Source organism: Delftia sp. UME58 (genome assembly GCF_014170385.1).
GTDB classification, from domain to species: Bacteria; Pseudomonadota; Gammaproteobacteria; order Burkholderiales; family Burkholderiaceae_C; genus Comamonas; species Comamonas acidovorans.
The window spans coordinates 1-19,446 of record NZ_LZZV01000009.1 but is presented as its reverse complement, the minus strand read 5'-3'; the positions used below and the strand labels follow the sequence as shown (position 1 = coordinate 19,446).

Here is a 19,446-nt window from a genome sequence, read left to right as displayed (position 1 = left end):
GCCGTCTTCAGCGCAGCAGCGTGGCCGGGTCGGCGCGCAGCAGGCTGCGCATGGCGCCCAGGCCCGACAGCAGGGACAGCACGGCCACCAGCACGGCGCAGGCCAGCACGGCCGATGCGTTCAGCGCCACGGGCACGCGGTAGGCCATGGCCAGGGCCAGCAATACGGCGCTGGCCAGCGCGGCCATCACAAAGCCCAGGCCGCCGATCCAGCAGGCCTGCTCGACCACCACGCGGCCCAATGCCGCGCGGCTCACGCCCAGCGCGTTGAGCACGGCGTACTCGCGCGAGGAAGCGGCCACCACGGCCTTGAGCGACTGGCTGGTGACCACCGAGCCCACCAGGCAGACGATGACGGCCATGAACAGCACGCCCGCGCCGGCGCCCGTGTCGAACATCCAGTAGCGCTGCGAGCGCCGCGCGAATTCCCTGGCCGTCCATGCCTCGTAGGGGCCGAAGCTGGGCGTGGGCTGGTTCAGGCGCTGCTTCACGGCCTTGGCCGAGGCGCCCTGGCGCACGCGCGCCACGAAATAGGTGCTGCCCTGGCCGGGGTCGCCCGCAATCCCGCGGGCCGTGGCCAGCGAGGCCAATACGTTCACGCCGCCCAGGCCACGCAGGCCGTCCACGGCGGCCACCACTTGCACGCGGTGGTTGTTGACCCAGGCCACACCGCCTTCGTTGGTGCCCAGCGTCTGCAGGTCGGCCCGGTCCACGATCACGGCGCCGGGCTCGCGCAGGCGCTGGCGCTGCCAGGGCTGGAGCACGTGGGAAAACAGCATGGAGGCGTCATCGGTGGCAATGCCCGACAGGTAGACCGACACGCCGCCGCCGTGCTCGCTCGCCGCGCCGCCGGCCGCCGAGTCCGAGCGCCAGTCGCCATCCACCCAGACATAGGGCTCGACCGCTGCGACATCGGGGTCCATGCGCAGGCGCATGTCCACGTCGCGGCCGATGGTGCGGCCGAAGTTCACGCTCTGCGTGCCCGGGTAGCCGATCCACAGGTCGGCCGAGGAAGCCGTCACATACAGCGCGGCCGAGCCGAAGATGCCCAGCACCAGCGCGGCCTGCATGGCCAGCAGCACGCCGGAGAAGCCCACGGCGAAGACGGAGGGAATGAAGCGGCGCCACTCGTGCACCAGCGTCTTGCGTGCCAGGGCGATCATGAGGGCGCCCCTTCTGCCCGTGGGGCCCGCGGCGCCATGCCGCTGTCGGCATCGTCCTTGTCCTCGGCCGGCAGCGGCGCGCCACCCAGGGCCTTGTACAGCGCCACGTAGGCCAGCGCATGGGCGGCCAGGGCCGTGGTCTGCTCGCTGCGCGCCTGCAGCGCTGCGCGCCGGGGCGCCAGGCCGCCGAATTCGCTGGCCAGGCCCAGCTTCAGGCGCTGGTCCTGCACGCGCTCGCGTTCGGCCAGCACCTGCTGGGTGGACTGCAGCGAGGCGATGCGCTCGCGCTGGGCGTCCAGCGCGGCCAGCGCGGACTCGACCTCGGCCACGCCGTCGAGCACGCTTTGGCGGTAGGCCTGGACGGCGGCCTGCAGCGCCAGCTCGCTGGCGTCGGCCTGCGAGCGGCGGCGGCCCCAGTCGAACAGGGGAATGTCGATCTGCGGCCCGAAGGTGGGTGCGTTGTCCTGCGTGGTGCGAAAGTTCTGGGTGATGTTGAACGAGTACAGCAGCGAGCCACCGAGCACGAAGCGCGGGTACAGCGCCGCATGCGCAATGCCCTGCTCGGCTGCAGCACGCTCCACGGCAGCCTGCGCCACCTGGATGTCGGGGCGCGTGCGCAGCAGGTCGGCCGGCAGGGCAGCCACGCCCAGTGCCTGGGCACCGGGCAGCGGGGCCTTCGCATCGGCCTGCAGCCACTGCGCATCGGGCCGCGTGCGGCCCAGCAAGGCGGCCAGCATGTGGGCGCTGCGGGCCTGGGTTTCGCGCAGGCTGGCACGCAACGCCGCGCTCTGGCCGGCCTGCAGTTGCAGCTGGTGCACGGCCTCTGCCGTGCCCAGGCGCTGCTGCTGGCGCACCTGGGCCAGTTGCAGGGCACGCGCATCCAGCAGTGCCTGCTCGTCGATCAGGGCGCGCTGGCGCTGGGCCATGCGGATGTCCAGATAGCGGTGGACCACATCGGCCACCAGGGCCACGCGGGCCGCCTGCAGGCGGCCCCGTGCGTCAAGCACGGAGGCGGCGGCATTGCGCTCGCCGGCCTCGCGGGCGCCGAACAGGCCCAGGTCCCAGCTCACGTCGATGCTGGCGTGGAAATACGAGTCGATGGCCGCAATGTCCTGCAGCGTGCGCGCACCGGCCGTCAGCACGGGCTGGAAGGCCGATCCGGCCGTGCCGGCCAGCAGGCGCTGCTGGCGCAGCCGCGACTGTGCCTGGGCCAGGTCCAGGTTGGCGGCCAGCGCCTCGTCCACCAGGGCGTCGAGCGCCGCATCGTCCCAGGCCTTCCACCAGCCCTGCAGGTCGGGCGCGGCGGCGGCCCCTGCGGCCGGCACGGGCTGCGTCCACTGGCCCGGGACCGTGCCGTCCAGCTGCGCAGGCGGCGGCGAGGAGCAGCCGCCCAGCGCCAGGACGGCACCCAGGCACAGGCAGGAAAAGCGGTGCGTCGCGGCGGCAGCAGTGTTCACAGGGTGGGCAGGGGCAGTCGGAAAGAAGGGTGGAGGGAGCCGGCGGGCCCGGGGGACCATGCCTCCAGGAATGTCCATTGGACGCGGCCAAGCTTGCGGCAGGTTGCAGGCTTTATGGAGGGAATATGGAGACATGCGCGGCAGCGGGCATCACCCCATAATGCGCTTTTGAAGCCGCCTGCGGCGGTCTGAGGCAACGCCGCAGGCCCGCAGCGACCGGCCCCGGTGCCTGCCATGAATACGTCCACCCAGCCCGCCACCACCCCCCTCGTGCTCGTCGTCGAAGACGAGCCCGCCATCGCCAGCATCCTGACGGCCTATCTCGAGCGGGATGGGCTGCGTTCGCGCATGGCCTCGGACGGACAGGAGGCGCTGCAGCTGTTCCGCCAGCTGCGGCCCGACCTGGTGCTGCTGGACATCCACCTCCCCGGCATGGACGGCATCGACGTGCTGCGCGCCATCCGCGACGACAGCCAGACGCCCGTGATCATGGTCACGGCCCTGGCCGACGATGTGGACAAGCTGCTGGCCCTGCGCCTGGGCGCCGACGACTATGTGGTCAAGCCCTTCAACCCGCCCGAGGTCGTGGCCCGCGTGCGCGCCGTGCTGCGCCGCACCCAGGCGCGCAAGAACCCGGCGCCCGCGCCCATCCGCGTGGGCCCCATCGAGATCGATGCCGAGGCGCACAGCGCCGTGGTCTACGACAACGAGGGCCGCGCCCTGCCGCTGCCCCTGACGCTGACCGAGTTCCGCCTGCTGGCCTGCCTGGCGGCCCAGCCCCGGCGCTGCTTCTCGCGCTCCCACCTGATCGAGCACTGCCTGCCCGAGAGCGATGCGCTGGAGCGCGTCATCGACTCCCACCTGTCCAAGCTGCGCCGCAAGCTGCAGCTGGCCGGCCAGGAAGGCCTGATCGAGACCGTGCGCGGCATCGGCTACCGGCTATGGCCCTGGGACTGAGGCCCAACCGCATCTGGGTGCGCTTCGGCCTGTGGATCACGGCCACCGTGCTCAGCACCATTGCCCTGCTGGCCATCGGCGTGCTGGTGTTCTCGGAGATCCAGTACCGCGATTTCTACAGCAGCCTGCCGCCGGCCGTGCAGATCGAGCTGGACGAACTCAACGCCCAGTCGCTGGAAGACAGCCCGCGCGCCATGCAGATCTACGGCCAGTACTGGACGGGCGATCTGCTGTTCGGCGAGAAATGGTCCCTGGTCATCGGCCTGCTGGTGTGCCTGCCCTTCGGGCTGGCCGTGGGCTTCTGGGTCTCGCGCCTGGTAACGCGGCCTCTGGCGTCCATGGTCGAGGTGGCCAAGCGCGTGGAGCTGGGCGACTTCAGCGCGCGCGCCCTGCCCGGCAAGGCGCATGGCGAGATGGCCGAGATGGTGGTGGCCTTCAACCGCATGATCGATTCGCTGGAGACGCTGGAGACCGAGCGCCGCGCCACGGCGGCCTCGATCTCGCACGAGCTGCGCACGCCGCTGACCGTGCTGCAGGCGCGCCTGCATGCCATCTGCGACGGCGTCATCGCCGCAGACGACACCGAGCTGAACACGCTGCTGTCCCAGGTCGAGCACCTGGGCCGGCTGGTGGGCGACCTGCACACGCTGTCCATGGCCGATGCCGGCCAGCTGTCGCTGCAAAAGCAGCGCCTGGACCTGGCCGAACTCGTGGCCGAGACGCTGGATCACCTGCACCCCCAGCTCCAGCAGCATGGCATGCAGCTGGAGATGCACCTGCCCGCGCCCAGTGACATCGGCATGGCCGACATCCGTGCCGACGCCGACCGCATGCGCCAGATCCTCTCCAACCTCGTCAGCAACGCCATCCGCCATGCGGCCAGCGGCGCATGGCTGGGCGTGGCGCTGACGGTGGAATCCGATATCGAAGGCCGCGCCTGGGCCGTGCTGCGCATCAGCGATGCAGGCCCCGGCCTGCCCAGCGAGCTGCGCGCCCACCCCTTCCAGCGTTTTGCCCAGGTGCCCGGCAAGCGCCGCCGCGAGGGCTCGGGCCTGGGCCTGTCCATCGTCAAGGCACTGACCGTGTCCCAGGGCGGCAGCGTGCAGGCCGACGACTCCGAGCAGGGCGGCGCCCGCTTCACGCTGCGCTTTCCGCGTGTCTGATCCTGCGACTCGACAGGGCCGCTGAAGGCCGCTGGAACCGCTACGCGGACGGAGCCTGCGCCTCGCGCAGCAGCGCATGGATGGCCCAGCCCAGCGGCGCGCGCAGCTGCGGCAGCGTCTGCTGCGGTCCCAGAGCCAGCAGCGACTGCGACACCCAGCCATAGGTCAGCGTGTGCAGCAGCCGTGCCAGGGGCTGGGCCGGCTCGGGCAGTGGCGGATCGCAGTCCTGCAGCGCCATGGCCCATAGCTGCACATAGGCCTGGTAGTGGCGACGAAAGGGCTCGGGCGCGGACACCTTGCGCTCCAGCATGAACAGCACGGCCCACATCGGCGCCTCGCGCGCAATGCCATCGACCAGGGTGTCCAGCAGGCGGTCCACGCGCGTGGCCAGCGGCATGCCGGCACTGTCCTGCAGCGTTTGCAGCCCCTGGGCGTGCAGGGCCTGCACCTGGCGGTGGATGCACATGGCCGCCAGCGTGTCCATGTTGCCGAAGTATTCATAGAAGGTGCCCAGGCCCACGCCGGCCACGGCGGCTACCTCGCGCACCGTGGTGCGCTCGTAGCCCTGCTCGATCACAAGCCGAACAAAGGCGTCCTGCAGCGCCTGCGACGTGGCCTGCGCGCGCGATTGCAGGGGGCGGCGCCGCACTTTGGGCGGCTGCGGCTGCTGCCTTGAAACCCGAACACCTTTGCTGGGCATTTTTCCTAGACTTTTGCGTTGAGACCAATGATCACGGAGACACGCATGAGCAACGGCCAAACATTGCAGAGCTGGGACACGCACGAGGTCCTGAACCAGTTCGACGAATACACCGATTTCAACCTGCTGGAGGCCGACCCCGCCCTGGCCGAGGCCCTGCAGCGCAGCGGCGCCGCACGCCACATCCCTTCGCTGTCGCGCTATGCGCAGCAGCTGGGCGAGCGCGCCACCTGGGAACTGGCCGAGCAGGCCAACCGCCACACGCCCGAGCTGCACCGCTTCGACGCGCGCGGCCGCATCATCGACGCCGTGGAGTTCCACCCGAGCTGGCACACGCTGCTGGGACTATACCGGCAGCAGGGGCTGATCTCCCTGCCCTTCGAGGACAGCAGCGCGGGCCGCTGGAGCGCCTGGGCCGCAGGCTTTTACCTGCACGGCCAGGTCGAACAGGGCACGCTGTGCCCGGCCACCATGACCACGGCAGCCATCCCGCTGCTGCAAAAGGAACCGGCGCTGTGGAAGCAGCTGCAGGGCAAGCTGTTCAGCCACGAATACGATCCGCGCGACCTGCCCGTGGCCGACAAGGCATCGATGTGGCTGGGCATGGGCATGACCGAGAAGCAGGGCGGCTCCGACGTGCGCGCCAACACCACGGTGGCCATGCCGGTGCACGCCGGCGGGCGCGGCGGCGAGTACCTGCTGCGCGGTCACAAGTGGTTCTTCTCGGCACCCATGTGCGATGCCCACCTGGTGGTGGCGCGCATGGGGGAAGGCGGTGGCCAGGCCTGCTTCTACGTACCGCGCTGGCGCCCGGACGGCAGCAGGAATGCCGTGCGCGTGCAGCGCCTGAAGGACAAGGTCGGCAACCGCAGCAACTCCAGCAGCGAGGTGGAGTTCGAGGACGCCTGGGGCATCCTGATGGGCGAGGAAGGCCGGGGCATTCCCACCATCATCGAGATGGCCACCTACACCCGCCTGAACTGCGTGCTGGGCAGCGCCGCCATCCTGCGCTCGGCCACGGTGCAGGCCCTGGCCTATGCGCGCCGGCGCAGCGTCTTCGGCAAGCTGCTGGCCGAGCAGCCGCTGATGCGCACCGTGCTGGCCGACCTGGCGCTGGAGAGCGAGGCCGCGCTGCAGATCGCCATGCGCCTGGCCCGGGCCTACGAGAACGACAGCGGCAGCGATGGCGGCAGTGGCGACCCGCTGGAGCGCGCCTGGAAACGCATCATGACGCCGGCCGCCAAGTTCTGGGTCTGCAAGCGCGGCGTGGAGCTGACGGGCGAGGCCATGGAGGTGCTGGGCGGCAACGGCTACGTGGACACGGGCGTGATGGCGCGCCTGTTCCGCGAGGCGCCCGTGAACTCGATCTGGGAAGGCTCGGGCAACGTCATGTGCCTGGACGTGCTGCGCGCCATCTCGCGCGAGCCCGACGGCGCGCAGCTGCTGCTGCAGGACCTGATCGACACGGCGGCGGGCGAGCCCGTGCTGCTGCAGCAGGCGCAATCGCTGGCGCGGCGCCTGTCCGGACCGCCTGACCAGCTCGAGGCCCAGGCACGCCGCCTGGTGCAGGACCTGGTATTGCTGGCCCAGGCCTGCCTGCTGCGCCGCCATGCGCCGCCCACCATGGCCGATGGCTTCATCGCCACGCGCCTGGGGGCGCAGCAAGGCGCCATGGTGGCGGGCGCCTTCGATCCCGCAGGGCTGGACATCGCTGCCATCCTGCAACGCGCATTGCCGGCCTGAAGCGGCGGCAGGAACCCCGACAGAAAAACCACAAGGAGACAAGACATGAACCTGCTCGACGCCTTCGACAGCGCCGTGCGCAAGACGCCCGCCAAGGCCTTTGTGCGCGACCGGGGCGCCTCCATCAGCTATGCAGACATGCAGCGGCGCTCGCAGCGCGCTGCCGCCGTGCTACAGGCCCAGGGCGTGGGCCGGGGCGATACCGTGGCGCTGATGTGCCTGAACACGCCGGGCTTCGTCGAGGCCCTGTTCGGCGCGTGGCGCCTGGGTGCCGCGCTGGTGCCCGTCAACCACAAGCTGCAGGCGCCCGAACTGCAGTACATCCTCGACCACGCGCAGTGCAAGGCCCTGGTGTTTGACGCCGCACTCGCGCCCGTGGTCGCGGCCGCGCCGCACCCCTGCGCCCGCCTTGTGACCGAGGCGCAAGAGGCCGTCCCGGGTGTCCAGGACTGGGACACGCTGGTGGCGGCCGCCAGGCCCATGGAAGGCACGCGGCCCGCCGATGGCGACATCGCCCAGGTGCTCTACACCTCGGGCACCACGGGCCGGCCCAAGGGCTGCCTGCTGAGCCACCGCGCCGTCACGCTGGCGGCGATCACGGCCGCGCTGGGCCTGTCCATCACGCGCGAGGAGCGCACGCTGATGGCCATGCCCATCTGGCATTCCTCGCCGCTCAACAACTGGTTCGGCGGCACGCTGTACATGGGCGGCACCGTGGTGCTGCTGCGCGAGTACCACCCGCAGCATTTCCTGCAGGCCGTGCAGGACGAGGGCGTGACGCTGTACTTCGGCGCCCCCGTCTCCTACTTCGCGCCGCTGCAGATGCTGCCCGACTTTGCCCGCTACGACCTGAGCAGCGTGCGCGCCTGGGTCTACGGCGGCGGCCCCATCGGCGCCGAGATGGCGCGCAAGCTGGCCACGGCCTACCGCAGCGACCGCTTCTACCAGGTCTACGGCATGACCGAGACCGGCCCCACGGGCACCACGCTCTACCCCGAGGAGCAGGTGGAGCGCGCCGGCTCCATCGGCCGCGTGGCCCTGCCCGGCGTGGACATGCGCGTGGTGCGCGACGACGGTGCGGACGCCGGCCCCGGCGACACCGGCGAGATCTGGCTGCGCACCGGCAGCGTGATGGACGGCTACCTGCACGACGCCCAGGCCACGGCTGCCGCCTTCGCACCGGGCGGCTGGTACCGCACGGGCGACCTTGCTCGCCTGGACGATGCGGGCTATCTCTTCATCGTGGACCGGACCAAGGACATGGTCATCACGGGTGGCGAGAACGTGTATTCCAAGGAGGTGGAGGACGCGCTGTCGGCCCATCCCCAGGTCGCCGATGTCGCCGTCGTGGGCCGGCCCCACGCCGAATGGGGCGAGACCGTCATCGCCCACGTGGTGCCGCGCGGCGAGACCGCCCCCGATGCGGAGGCACTGCAGCAGTTCCTGGCCGACAGGCTGGCGCGCTACAAGATCCCGCGTGAATTCGTCTTTGCGGCCAGCCTGCCGCGCACGCCCACAGGCAAGCTGCAGAAGTTTCTGCTGCGTCAGGAGCGCAGCGCCACCTGAGGCGCCGGCCCCCTGCGTGGCCTACTTCACGGTCTACTTCACGGTCTACTTCGCGGCCTTGAAATCCGACTCGCTCATGCCGCGCCGCCAATAGGCCACGACCAGCTGCTCGTGCTTTTCCAGCCCGCGCTCCTCGCGCGCCCACTGGCGCACGGCCTGGGCGGTGTCGAACTCGCCAGCGGCCCAGACGAAGCGGCTGGCGGGATGACCGGCCAACAAATCCGGCCAGCGCACGGCGCGCAGCGCGTCGATCAGCAGCGTGGTGGTGCCGGCCTCGGCAGCGCCACGGTGCAGCCAGTGCCATTGCAGGCCTGCGGGCGCCTGCACGGGCTGCTCGTCCTGCGGGCCCTGGACCTCGGCAAACACATGGCCGCGCGTGTGCGCGGGCAGGGCGGCCGCGATGCGCAGCATGGCCGGCAGGCCTGTGTCGTCGCCGGCCAGCAGCATCCAGTCGGCCGGGGTGGCCGTGCGCCCGCCGGGGCCGGTCATGCCGATGCGCTGGCCCGGCTGGGCGCGCGCGGCCCAGGCCGACCCGGGGCCGGCGTCCTCGTGCAGCACGAAGTCCACGTCCATCCAACCATTGGCGCCGCCCGCCTCGCTGTCCACGCCATCCACACCCATCGCACGCATGGTGTACGTGCGCATGTCCAGACGCCTGTCGCCCTCGGGCAGGCGCAGCAGGCCGCTGGCCGACAGCGTGGGCCACTCGGGCTCGGCCACGCCCGGCTGCGGAAACAGCAGCTTGACGTGGATGTTGCTGTCCTGCGCATAGCGTGCCATGTCGTCACAGGCAAAGCGCACGCGGCGCATGTGCGGCGTGAGGTCGCGCACGGCCAGCACCTGCAGCTCGCGGAAGGCCGGGGGACGAAGCATTGCGGCGCCGTCGCCGTCCCAGGCCAGCGCGGCATCGGCGGCGCCCGTGGCCCCCAGCAGCAGGTGGGCCAGCATGAGCTTCATGTCCTGCAGCAGCTCCACGCCGGGCGCTGCCACCTCGGCATGGATCTGTCCGTCCTCCAGCCACAGCTGGCCCCGTCCGCCTTCGTAGGCCGCCACCCAGCGTGCACCTTCACGGCGCACGGCGATGTCGTGTTCCAGCATGTGTTCGACCACGGCGGCCATAGCCTCGTCGGCGCGCTCCGAGCGCACCGAGGTGCGTGCCTGCAGCAATGTCATTCGGGGTTTTCCTTTCGTTCGATGGATTGCAGCACCGCCCGATGGCTGCGTGGTTTGTGCCAGCTTCGCCGACGTTTGCGCCACGCGCCAAGGCCCGCGGCACACGCCCTCAGAGCCGGGCACGCACCAGCTTGGGAGAGATGCCGAAGCGCCGCTTGAAGGCGGTGGAGAAATTGGCTGCGCTGGTGTAGCCGGCCGCATGCGCGACCTCGGACACATTGCAGCCGGTCTGCTCCAGCGCGGCCCAGGCGCGCTCCAGCCGCTGTTCGCGCCGGTATTCGTCGATGCTCGAGCCATAGGCGTGGCGGAACTGGCGCTGCAGCGCGCTGGCGCTCAGGCCCACCTCGCGCGCGATCTCGGCCAGCGTGCGGCAGCCGTCGCCGCCGCTGTCCAGCAAGGCCTTGAGCCGCGCCATGCGCCGGTGCTCGCGTACGCCCAGCACGCCCGGCACGGTCTGCGCCGGGTCGGGCTCGACCACGTCGAGGGCCTGCAGGGCTTCATGCACCAGCTCCAGCGTGCGGCTGGCCAGCAGCAGGGGCGCCGAGCCCTCGCGCGCCAGCTGGATGATCTGCTCGGCCACAGCCACGGCACGCGGCGAGGGCTGCCAGGGCTGTATGGCCAGCACCTGCTGCTCCATCCAGTGGCGCAGCATGGCGGGCGCCGCCCTCGGCAGGGACTGGGCGGCGAACCATTGCGGCTGCACGGTGATGCTGAGCTTGCGCTCGAACTTGCCGCGCCGCCAGTGGCGCGTGAACAGGTCGCCGGGCCGCGAATGGATGACGGCACCGCAGGCCTGCGCATGCGCGCCGGCGGGGCTGGAGGGTGCCACCTGCAGCTGCAGGCCCTGGTTGCCGAAGGCCACGTCCACGCAGCCTTCCAGCAGCACGACCAGGTGCAGGCCCGGCACGGCCGGAGAGCGCGTGCTCATGGTGCGCAGATCGCGCGCCTCCACGCCATGCAGCCAGAGCCCGGGCTGGACCTGCCAGGCCTGCAGGTGCCCGGCCAGCAGCGCGTCCTGGGCCGTGACCTCGGCATCGAGGATGCGGTAGTCGGGCCCGGTGAAATCGCAGGCACGCAGCGTGCCCCGCCCCAGCCAGCGCGGCGGGCGTGCGGGGGGTTGGACAGAGGAGGAAGCCATGGCCAGCCGGAGCGTTGCGCGCCCCACAGACAAGAATGATTCTTATTTTAAGGCACGCAAGGCTGCGGGCGCCGGCCGCGTCTGTACACCCCGCAGGCGATGAGACATAAAATGCGATTCATTCGCATTTGACACTCCGAGGTGCCTCGCATGCCCGCCGTTCCCCCTGCCGCCACCGACACGGTGCAGACCCTGTACCTACAGCACCATGGCTGGCTGGTGGCACGCCTGCGCCGCAAACTCGGCTGCGGCTGGGATGCGGCCGACCTGGCGCAGAACACCTTCGTGCGCGTGCTTGCGGCACGCGACCTGCCGCTGGACCGTTTGGCCGAGCCGCGCGCCTACCTGACCACCATCGCGCAGCGGCTGCTGTCCAACCACCTGCGCAGGCGCCAGATCGAACGCGCCTACCTCGATGCCTTGGCCCTGCTGCCCGAGCCCGTGACGCCGCCACCCGAAGCCCGGCTGATGGTGCTGGAGACACTGGTCGCCATCGACCGGCTGCTCGATGGCCTGCCCGTGGTGGCGCGCAAGGCCTTCCTGCTGTGGCGCCTGGAGGAGCTGACGCAGGAGGAGATCGCGGACCAACTGGGTCTCTCGCGCACCAGCGTGCGCCGCCATCTGGCCGCAGCTGCCACACGCTGCTACTTCGGCCTGGCGGATTGATGGCAGACCCCGCTGCAGCCCCCATACCGCCCGAGGTGGCCCGGCAGGCCGTGCACTGGCTGCTGGAACTGGGCCTGGAGCCCGGTCCCGGCACCGAACAGTTGCACCGCCAATGGCAGATCTGGCTGGCAGCCGATCCCCTGCATGCGCAGGCCTGGCAGCGCATTGCCGGCATCGACGGCCAGTTGCGGGGCCTGCCGCCCGCCGTGGCACTGCAGACACTGGCCGCACGCGGCATGGGCCGGCGCCATGCGGTGCGGCTGGCCGTGCTGCTGGCGGGGGGCGCAGGCGGCTTGCTTGCCGCGCGGTACACCGCACCGGGCGAGCGGGCCTGGCAGCAATGGGCCGCCGACCTGTCCACCGCCACCGGCCAGCGCCGCGAGGCCGTGCTGGCCGATGGCACCCGCCTCATGCTCAACACGGCCTCGGCCGTGGACTTGCGCTATTCGGAAAGCGAGCGCCTGATCGTGCTGCGCGCAGGCGAAATCCTGGTGCAGAGCGCGTCCGACACTGCCCACCGCCCCCTGCGCGTGCGCACGGCCGAGGGCACGGTACGCGCCATCGGCACGCGCTTCACGGTGCGCCAGCATGAGGGCGCCACCGCCGTGGCCGTGCTGCAGGGCGCGGTGGAGCTGCAGCCCCTGCATGGCACGGCAGCCGCAAGCCGCCTGTCGGCCGGGGAACAGGGCCGCTTCACCGGCACCCGGACCAGCCCCGCCACCCCGCTGCCCGACAGCGCCGGCGCCTGGAGCGAAGGCATGCTGGTGGCCGACGACATGCCGCTGGAGGACTTCATCGCCGAATTGGCCCGCCATCGGCCCGGCCTGTTGCGCTGCACGCCCGAGGCAGGCCGGCTGCGCGTCTCCGGCGCCTATCCCCTGGCCGACACCGACCGCGTGCTCGCCGCACTCACGCACACGCTGCCCGTGCAGGTGCGCAGCCGCACCGGCTGGTGGGTGACGGTGGAGCTCAGCGACTGAAAGCGCTATCCCCTCAGGAGCGCCATCGCCAGCGCAGACGGCAGACAGCGCGCCATCCCTCCAATTTCCTTCAAAAAAAAGCGGCCATTTGTGCCGCCGTGCGTGTCAAGCCCCTCAGACGCACTGCGCCGCGCGCGCCGTGCCGCATCTGCCACCGACCATCCGAGGGAACCGACGCATGAACCGCCAACCATCCAACCGACCATCCATCCCGCGCCGCACCGCCTGGGCCGCGCACCTGCTGTGTGCCGGCCTGGCCGTCTGGACCGCCACGGCCTTGCCGAATGCCCTGGCCCAGACGGCCGCCGCCGGGGCGGCACGCAGCCATGCCATTGCGCCGGGCCCGCTGGCCGCGGCCCTCAACCGGCTGGGCCGGGAGTCCGGCATGCTGATCAGCTTCACGCCCGAGATGGTGGCCGGCCTGCAGAGCCCGGGCGCCAGCGGCAGCCTCACCCCCGTCCAGGCGCTCGATGCGCTGCTGGCAGGCACCGGCCTGCAGGCGCGCCCCCAGGGAGATGGCAGCATGACGCTGCAACGCATCCCCCAGGCCTCCGCGCCCGTCCCGGGCGCCACCCTGCCCCAGGTGCAGGTGACCGCCTCCGCGCCCGTCAGCAGCCTGACCGAAGGGACCGGGCTGTATGCGGCCCGCAGCACCGCGGCCGCCACGGGGCTGGCGCTGGCGCCCCGGGAGACGCCGCAATCGCTGGAAGTGGTCACGCGCCAGCGCATGGACGACCAGGCGCTGCGCTCCCTGGCCGATGTGTTGCGCACCACCACCGGCGTATCCGAGAGCGCCTATGACAGCGAGCGCTCATCCTTCAGCTACCGCGGTTTCAGCGTGGACAACTACCTCTACGACGGGGTGGCCACCGCGTTCGAATCGCCCTACTCTGCCGGAGAGGGCGAGTTGGACGCCATCCTCTATGACCGGGTGGAGGTCGTGCGTGGCGCCACCGGGCTGCTCACGGGGGCGGGCAATCCCGGCGGTTCGGTGAATCTCGTGCGCAAGCGCGCCGGCAGCCGCACGCTGACCGGCTCCGTGGCGGCCACGCTTGGCTCCTGGAGCCACTACCGCAGCGATGCCGACCTGTCCGCGCCGCTGAGTGCCGACGGCCGCATCCGGGGCCGCATCGTGGGCTCGGTGCAGCGCAGCGACACCTTCATGGAGCGCCAGAAGAAAAACAAATCCCTGCTCTATGCCACCGTCGAGGCAGACCTCACGCCGCAGACCCTGTTGCGCGTGGGCATGGACCACCAGAGCAACCGTCCCCGCGCCTCTTCCTGGGGCGGGCTGCCGATCTGGTTCACCAACGGCCAGCCCATCGACTGGAAACGCTCCACCAATCTCGCTCCCGACTGGGCGCGCTGGCAGACCACCACCCAGACCCAGTTCGCCGTGCTGGAGCACCAGTGGGACAGCGGCTGGAAAACGCACCTGGGCTACACGCACAGCAAGCAGTCCTATGACGCACCGCTGGCCATGGCCCTGGGCAGCATCGACCCGCAGACCTGGCAGTCCGGCAGCGGCACGCCCTACATCTTCCGCTACACAGGCCACCGCGAGCAGCATGCGCTGGATGCCAAGACCGAAGGCAGCTTCGAGTGGCTGGGCCGCGAGCATGAACTGGTGCTCGGCGCCACGGCCTCGCGCCAGAGGCAGTTCATCATGGGCACGCCGGCCGCGCAGAGCGCCTCCTACGAAGACAGCATGCTGGACTGGAACGGCTCCTACCCCGAACCGACCTGGGGCGAGTCCTATGTGGAGTCCGATATGGCCACGCGGCAAGCCGGCGCCTACGCGGCCGTGCGCCTGTCCCTGGCCGAACCGCTGAAAGTCATCCTCGGCAGCCGCTACTCGGTCTGGGACAGGAATACGCAGGACCGCTTCACGCAGTTCACGCCCTATGCAGGCGTGGTGCTGGAGCTGGGCCATGGCCTGTCGGCCTATGCCAGCCACACCGACATCTTCCAGCCGCAAAGCCAGATGGACCGCCGGGGCCGCTATCTGGACCCCGTGATCGGCAAGAGCCGCGAAATCGGCCTCAAGGGAGCCTTCCTGGAGCAGCGCCTGCAGGCCAGCGCCGCCGTGTTCGACATCCTGCAGGACAACCTGGCCCAGGTGGACACCAGCGCCACCACGCCCGACGGGCTGGCCCAGGCCTACTACGGCGCCAAAGGCGCCAGAAGCAAGGGCTTCGAGGCCGAGATCGCCGGCGAGATACGGCCCGGCTGGCAGGCCAAGCTCGGCTACACGCGCTACGACATCAAGGACGCGCAAGGCACGCCGCTGAGCACCACGCTGCCGCGCAACATCCTCGACCTCTTCACCACATTCAAGCCCGGCGGCCCGCAGGCCAGGCTCACGCTGGGAGCGGGACTGCGCCGCCAGGGCAGCATCTGGGGCCTGGCCTGGGGTGCGGACGCCAGCGGCACCGTGCTCCAGCGGCGCAGCGAACAGGGCAGCTACACCCTGGTGAACCTGATGGCGCGCTACGAGTTCGATGAGCGCACCGCGCTGCAGTTGAACATCCACAATGCCTTCGACCGCAAATACCTGAGCCAGGTGAACTTCTACAGCACCAAGTCGTATGGGCCACCGCGCAACCTGCTGGTGACCCTCACCCACAAGTTCTGAAGGGCTGCCCGCAGGCGCTCCGCCGTGCGCCACAATGCGTGATGCTCAGCCTCCAAGACATCCAGAACGCCGCCGGCCGCCTGCGCGGCGCCGTGCTCGAAACGCCCTGCGTGGAATCGCGCACGCTGTCCCAGATCACGGGAGCGCAGGTCTATCTCAAGTTCGAGAACCTGCAGTTCACGGCCTCGTTCAAGGAACGCGGCGCCCTCAACAAGCTGGCCCAGCTCTCGCCCGAGGAGCGCGCACGCGGCGTGGTCGCCATGAGCGCCGGCAACCATGCCCAGGGCGTGGCCTACCACGCGCAGCGCCTGGGCGTGCGTGCCGTCATCGTCATGCCGCGCTTCACGCCGGGCGTGAAGGTGGAGCGCACGCGCGGCTTCGGCGCCGAGATCGTGCTGCACGGCGACTCCCTGGCCGAGGCGCGCCAGCATGCCTACACGCTGGCCGAGCAGCAGGGCCTGTGCTTCGTCCACCCCTATGACGACGAGCAGATCGCGGCCGGCCAGGGCACGCTGGCGCTGGAGATGCTGGCCGAGCAGCCCGACCTGGACCAGCTCATCGTGGCCATTGGCGGCGGCGGCCTGATCGCGGGCGTGGCCACGGCGGCCAAGGGGCTGAACCCGGGCATCGAGGTCATCGGCGTGCAGACCCAGCGCTTTCCGTCCATGTTCAATGCCGTGCGACAGGCCGGGCTGCCCATGGGCACCTCGACCATCGCCGAGGGCATTGCCGTCACCCAGCCCGGCGCGATCACGCAGGAAGTCGTGTCACGCCTGGTGGACGACATGCTGCTGGTCGATGAAGGCGACATCGAGCAGGCCGTGCTCATGCTGCTGGAGATCGAGAAGACCCTGGTCGAGGGCGCGGGCGCCGCAGGCCTGGCCGCACTGCTGCGCCACCCGCAGCACTTCGCGGGCAAGAAGGTGGGGCTGATCCTGTCGGGCGGCAACATCGACCCGCTGCTGCTGGCGGCCATCATCGGGCGCGGCATGGTGCGCTCCGGGCGGCTGGCGCGCATCAAGGTCAGCGCGCGCGACGTGCCCGGCGTGCTGGCGCGCATCACGGCCACGGTGGCGGCGGCGGGTGCCAATATCGAGGAAGTCCACCACCAGCGGGCCTTCACCATGCTGGCCGCGCAAAGCGTGGAGATCGAGCTGGTGCTGCAGACGCGCAACAAGGCCCATATCGACGAGGTCATTGCCGCCCTTCAGGCCGAGGGCATGCAGGTCAACGCCGTCTAGAGCCCTAGCAGGCCCCTGGCCCTTGTGTCATGGCTTTCCCCGAAGGCGCTGGCGGGCAGGCCTGCCTAGAATGGGGCATCCCCATTGGCAGCCAGGAGCTTTTGCATGTCGCATGATCCCGCAGCGAACCACGGCGAGCAGTCGCCCCCCGAAGACGCCACCGAGGCCATCGTCCCCTACATGCCCGTCATCCTGCCCCTGGCGGGCGCCGTGATGATGTTCCTGCTGGCCTTCATCGCCGTCAACATGGCCTGATCCGGCCTCTTCGCCCACTGCACCGAGCCCCGCTTTGCGGGGCTTTTTGTTTGCCTATGCAATAGGCAGACAGACAAAGTATCTTGCATATTTCAATGCATAGAATGCATAGTTTTTGCCATTCGTTTGCTGACAAATTCGTGACCGCTCCCTAGAATCGAATCCCCAGCCGGTGCGCCGCCAGCTTCCGCCAGCGCCGCCTCGCCGCCCCGAGAAGAGCTTCCTTCGCGCGCCGACTGAACGAGAGCCCGTTTCTCAAAGTTGGCGCGGCAACAGGCGCGTCCCCTTTGAAAAACTGGTTTTTTCAATTGAAGGAAGCTCCGCGATGAACGCACCCGTCATGCAAGGCCTGAACATCCAGGCCCCTGCCTACGTCAAGAACAGCCGACTGATCGCCTGGGTGGCCGAGATGGCCGCACTGTGCAAGCCCGCCCGGATCCACTGGTGCGACGGCTCCCAGGAAGAGTACGAGCAGCTGTGCCAGCAGCTCGTCGATGCCGGCACCTTCAAGAAGCTCGATCCCGTCAAGCGCCCCGGCAGCTACCTGGCCTGGTCCGACCCGTCCGACGTGGCGCGCGTCGAGGACCGCACCTACATCTGCTCGGCCAACAAGGAAGACGCGGGCCCGACCAACAACTGGATGGCCCCGAACGAGATGCGCGCCACGCTGCAGCCGCTGTTCGACGGCTGCATGGCCGGCCGCACCATGTATGTGGTGCCCTTCTCCATGGGCCCGCTGGGCTCGCCCATCGCCCACGTGGGCGTGGAGCTGTCCGACAGCGCCTATGTGGCCGTCAACATGAAGATCATGACCCGCATGGGCCGTGCCGTGTATGACGTGATCGGCGTGGAAGGCGAGTTCGTTCCCTGCGTGCACACCGTGGGCGCGCCCCTGGCCGAAGGCGAGAAGGACCAGACCAGCTGGCCCTGCAACAAGACCAAGTACATCGTCCACTACCCCGAGACGCGCGAGATCTGGAGCTATGGCTCGGGCTACGGCGGCAACGCCCTGCTGGGCAAGAAGTGCTTTGCGCTGCGCATCGCCTCCACCATGGGCCGCGACCAGGGCTGGCTGGCCGAGCACATGCTCATCCTGGGCGTGACCAACCCCCAGGGCAAGAAGTACCACGTGGCTGCGGCCTTCCCCAGCGCCTGCGGCAAGACCAACTTCTCCATGCTGGTGCCGCCCAAGGTCTTCGAAGGCTGGAAGGTCACCACCATCGGCGACGACATCGCCTGGATCAAGCCCCAGGCCGACGGCTCGCTGCGCGCCATCAACCCCGAAGCCGGCTACTTCGGCGTGGCCCCGGGCACGAACTACCACACCAACCCCAACTGCATGGCCAGCCTCGACAAGAACGTGATCTTCACGAACGTCGCGCTGACCGATGACAACGACGTGTGGTGGGAAGGCATGGACAAGGACACCGGCAAGCAGCCCGATCACCTGATCGACTGGCAAGGCAAGGACTGGACGCCCCAGATCGCCCGCGAGACCGGCGCCAAGGCCGCCCACCCCAACGCCCGCTTCACCGTGGCCGCGACCAACAACCCCGCGCTGGACGAAGCCTGGGACGATCCCAAGGGCGTGAAGATCGACGCCATCATCTTCGGCGGCCGCCGCTCCACCACCGTGCCGCTGGTGACCGAGGCCCGCAACTGGACCGAAGGCGTCTACATGGCCGCCACCATGGGTTCGGAAACCACGGCCGCCGCCTTCGGCGCCCAGGGCGTGGTGCGCCGCGACCCCTTCGCCATGCTGCCGTTTGCCGGCTACAACATGAGCGACTACTTCCAGCACTGGCTCACGCTGGGCGCCAAGATCGAAGGCCAGGGCGCGGCCCTGCCCAAGATCTTCACCACCAACTGGTTCCGCAAGAACGCCGACGGCAAGTTCGTCTGGCCCGGCTACGGCGAGAACATGCGCGTGCTGAAGTGGATGATCGACCGCCTCGAAGGCCAGGCACAGGGCGAGCAGACCGCCTTCGGCATTGCGCCCCAGTACGCCGAGATCAACTGGACCGGCCTGGACTTCTCCGCCGAGCAGTTCGCCAGCGTGACCAGCATCGACAAGGCCGCCTGGGCCGAGGAAATGCAACTGCACACCGAGCACTTCGACAAGCTGGCCCACAAGCTGCCTCAAGAGCTGCTGGTGACCAAGGCCGAACTGGAAAAGCGCTTGGGGACATAAAGCTCCCCCTGAGCGGCTACGCCGCTTCCCCCTCTCGCTTCGCGGGAGGACTGCACCCTTGGTGCCCCTTGCTTTGGGCAGCGCCAGTTTCATGGACTGTGGAAGATGCACAGAACAATGAATCCCTGAGTAGCTCTCGACCCATAGAAAAAGCCTCGCAGTGCGAGGCTTTTTTGTGGCGTTTGACCCGTCCTGACCTGGGTTGACACCTTTTCCTCTCAGAAAAGGCAAGTCAATGGAATCAAGGGTCAAACGCACGCAGCGGGACTACACGCTGGCTTTTAAGCTGTCGGTGGTCGATCAGGTGGAAAAAGGCGATCTCACGTACAAACAGGCCCAGGAGCGCTACGGCATCCAGGGCCGTTCGACCGTGTTGGTGTGGCTGCGCAAGCATGGTCGCCAAAACTGGAGTTCGGCAT

15 protein-coding genes and 1 pseudogene are annotated in these 19,446 nt (G+C 69.6%); 11 read left to right on the top strand and 5 right to left on the bottom strand.

The window, feature by feature from the left end; genetic code table 11:
• Positions 1-7: 7 nt before the first annotated feature.
• Together A9976_RS01420 and A9976_RS01415 are read right to left on the bottom strand one after the other, a co-directional pair.
• Positions 8-1,162, bottom strand: a complete 1,155-nt coding sequence (locus A9976_RS01420; RefSeq protein WP_183017501.1) for an ABC transporter permease — start codon at positions 1,160-1,162, stop codon at positions 8-10.
• A complete protein-coding gene (locus tag A9976_RS01415) occupies positions 1,159-2,679 on the bottom strand; it encodes a TolC family protein (RefSeq protein WP_259649072.1) in 1,521 nt (506 codons plus the stop codon). The genes A9976_RS01420 and A9976_RS01415 overlap by 4 nt, the downstream gene beginning before the upstream one ends.
• A 174-nt stretch (positions 2,680-2,853) precedes the next feature.
• Between A9976_RS01415 and A9976_RS01410 the strand changes: the two genes are divergently transcribed.
• Entirely contained in the window at positions 2,854-3,576 is a 723-nt protein-coding gene (locus tag A9976_RS01410; RefSeq protein ID WP_183017499.1) for a response regulator, read from the top strand.
• Positions 3,561-4,739: a cell wall metabolism sensor histidine kinase WalK gene (locus A9976_RS01405; protein ID WP_183017498.1), complete on the top strand. Its 1,179-nt coding sequence runs from the start codon at positions 3,561-3,563 to the stop codon at positions 4,737-4,739. Before A9976_RS01410 ends, A9976_RS01405 begins: the two co-directional genes overlap by 16 nt.
• A 40-nt stretch (positions 4,740-4,779) precedes the next feature.
• Here A9976_RS01405 and A9976_RS01400 read toward each other — a convergent pair whose 3' ends face one another.
• Entirely contained in the window at positions 4,780-5,439 is a 660-nt protein-coding gene (locus tag A9976_RS01400) for a TetR/AcrR family transcriptional regulator (RefSeq protein ID WP_183017497.1), read from the bottom strand.
• Positions 5,440-5,484: 45 nt separating this feature from the next.
• Between A9976_RS01400 and A9976_RS01395 the strand changes: the two genes are divergently transcribed.
• Positions 5,485-7,182 carry an acyl-CoA dehydrogenase family protein gene (locus A9976_RS01395; RefSeq protein ID WP_183017496.1) on the top strand — a complete coding sequence of 566 codons (1,698 nt, stop codon included), beginning with the start codon at positions 5,485-5,487 and terminating at the stop codon, positions 7,180-7,182.
• A gap of 45 nt (positions 7,183-7,227) precedes the next feature.
• Positions 7,228-8,748, top strand: coding sequence for a class I adenylate-forming enzyme family protein (locus A9976_RS01390; RefSeq protein WP_183017495.1), 1,521 nt, complete (start codon positions 7,228-7,230; stop codon positions 8,746-8,748).
• A gap of 45 nt (positions 8,749-8,793) precedes the next feature.
• Here the strand turns inward: A9976_RS01390 and A9976_RS01385 are convergent, their stop codons facing one another.
• Together A9976_RS01385 and A9976_RS01380 are read right to left on the bottom strand one after the other, a co-directional pair.
• Positions 8,794-9,921, bottom strand: a complete 1,128-nt coding sequence (locus A9976_RS01385) for a siderophore-interacting protein (RefSeq protein ID WP_183017494.1) — start codon at positions 9,919-9,921, stop codon at positions 8,794-8,796.
• Positions 9,922-10,030: 109 nt separating this feature from the next.
• On the bottom strand, positions 10,031-11,059 hold the full coding sequence (locus A9976_RS01380) for an AraC family transcriptional regulator (RefSeq protein WP_183017493.1): 1,029 nt from the start codon (positions 11,057-11,059) through the stop codon (positions 10,031-10,033).
• Between the two features lie 150 nt (positions 11,060-11,209).
• Here A9976_RS01380 and A9976_RS01375 point away from each other — a divergent pair, with 150 nt between their 5' ends.
• The 7 genes and pseudogenes from A9976_RS01375 to A9976_RS01345 all read left to right on the top strand — a co-directional run.
• Positions 11,210-11,725 (top strand): sigma-70 family RNA polymerase sigma factor, encoded by a 516-nt coding sequence (locus A9976_RS01375; protein ID WP_183017492.1) that lies wholly within the window; start codon positions 11,210-11,212, stop codon positions 11,723-11,725.
• Positions 11,725-12,705, top strand: coding sequence for a FecR domain-containing protein (locus tag A9976_RS01370; protein WP_232245683.1), 981 nt, complete (start codon positions 11,725-11,727; stop codon positions 12,703-12,705). The genes A9976_RS01375 and A9976_RS01370 overlap by 1 nt, the downstream gene beginning before the upstream one ends.
• 178 nt (positions 12,706-12,883) lie before the next feature.
• Entirely contained in the window at positions 12,884-15,340 is a 2,457-nt protein-coding gene (locus tag A9976_RS01365) for a TonB-dependent siderophore receptor (protein WP_183017490.1), read from the top strand.
• 41 nt (positions 15,341-15,381) lie between these two features.
• On the top strand, positions 15,382-16,581 hold the full coding sequence (locus A9976_RS01360) for a threonine ammonia-lyase (RefSeq protein WP_183017489.1): 1,200 nt from the start codon (positions 15,382-15,384) through the stop codon (positions 16,579-16,581).
• Positions 16,582-16,686: 105 nt separating this feature from the next.
• Positions 16,687-16,836 (top strand): hypothetical protein, encoded by a 150-nt coding sequence (locus A9976_RS01355; RefSeq protein ID WP_013800017.1) that lies wholly within the window; start codon positions 16,687-16,689, stop codon positions 16,834-16,836.
• A 325-nt stretch (positions 16,837-17,161) separates the two neighbouring features.
• Positions 17,162-19,027, top strand: a complete 1,866-nt coding sequence (locus A9976_RS01350) for a phosphoenolpyruvate carboxykinase (GTP) (protein ID WP_183017488.1) — start codon at positions 17,162-17,164, stop codon at positions 19,025-19,027.
• Positions 19,028-19,262: 235 nt separating this feature from the next.
• Positions 19,263-19,446: pseudogene (locus A9976_RS01345) on the top strand (helix-turn-helix domain-containing protein); the annotation flags it as partial.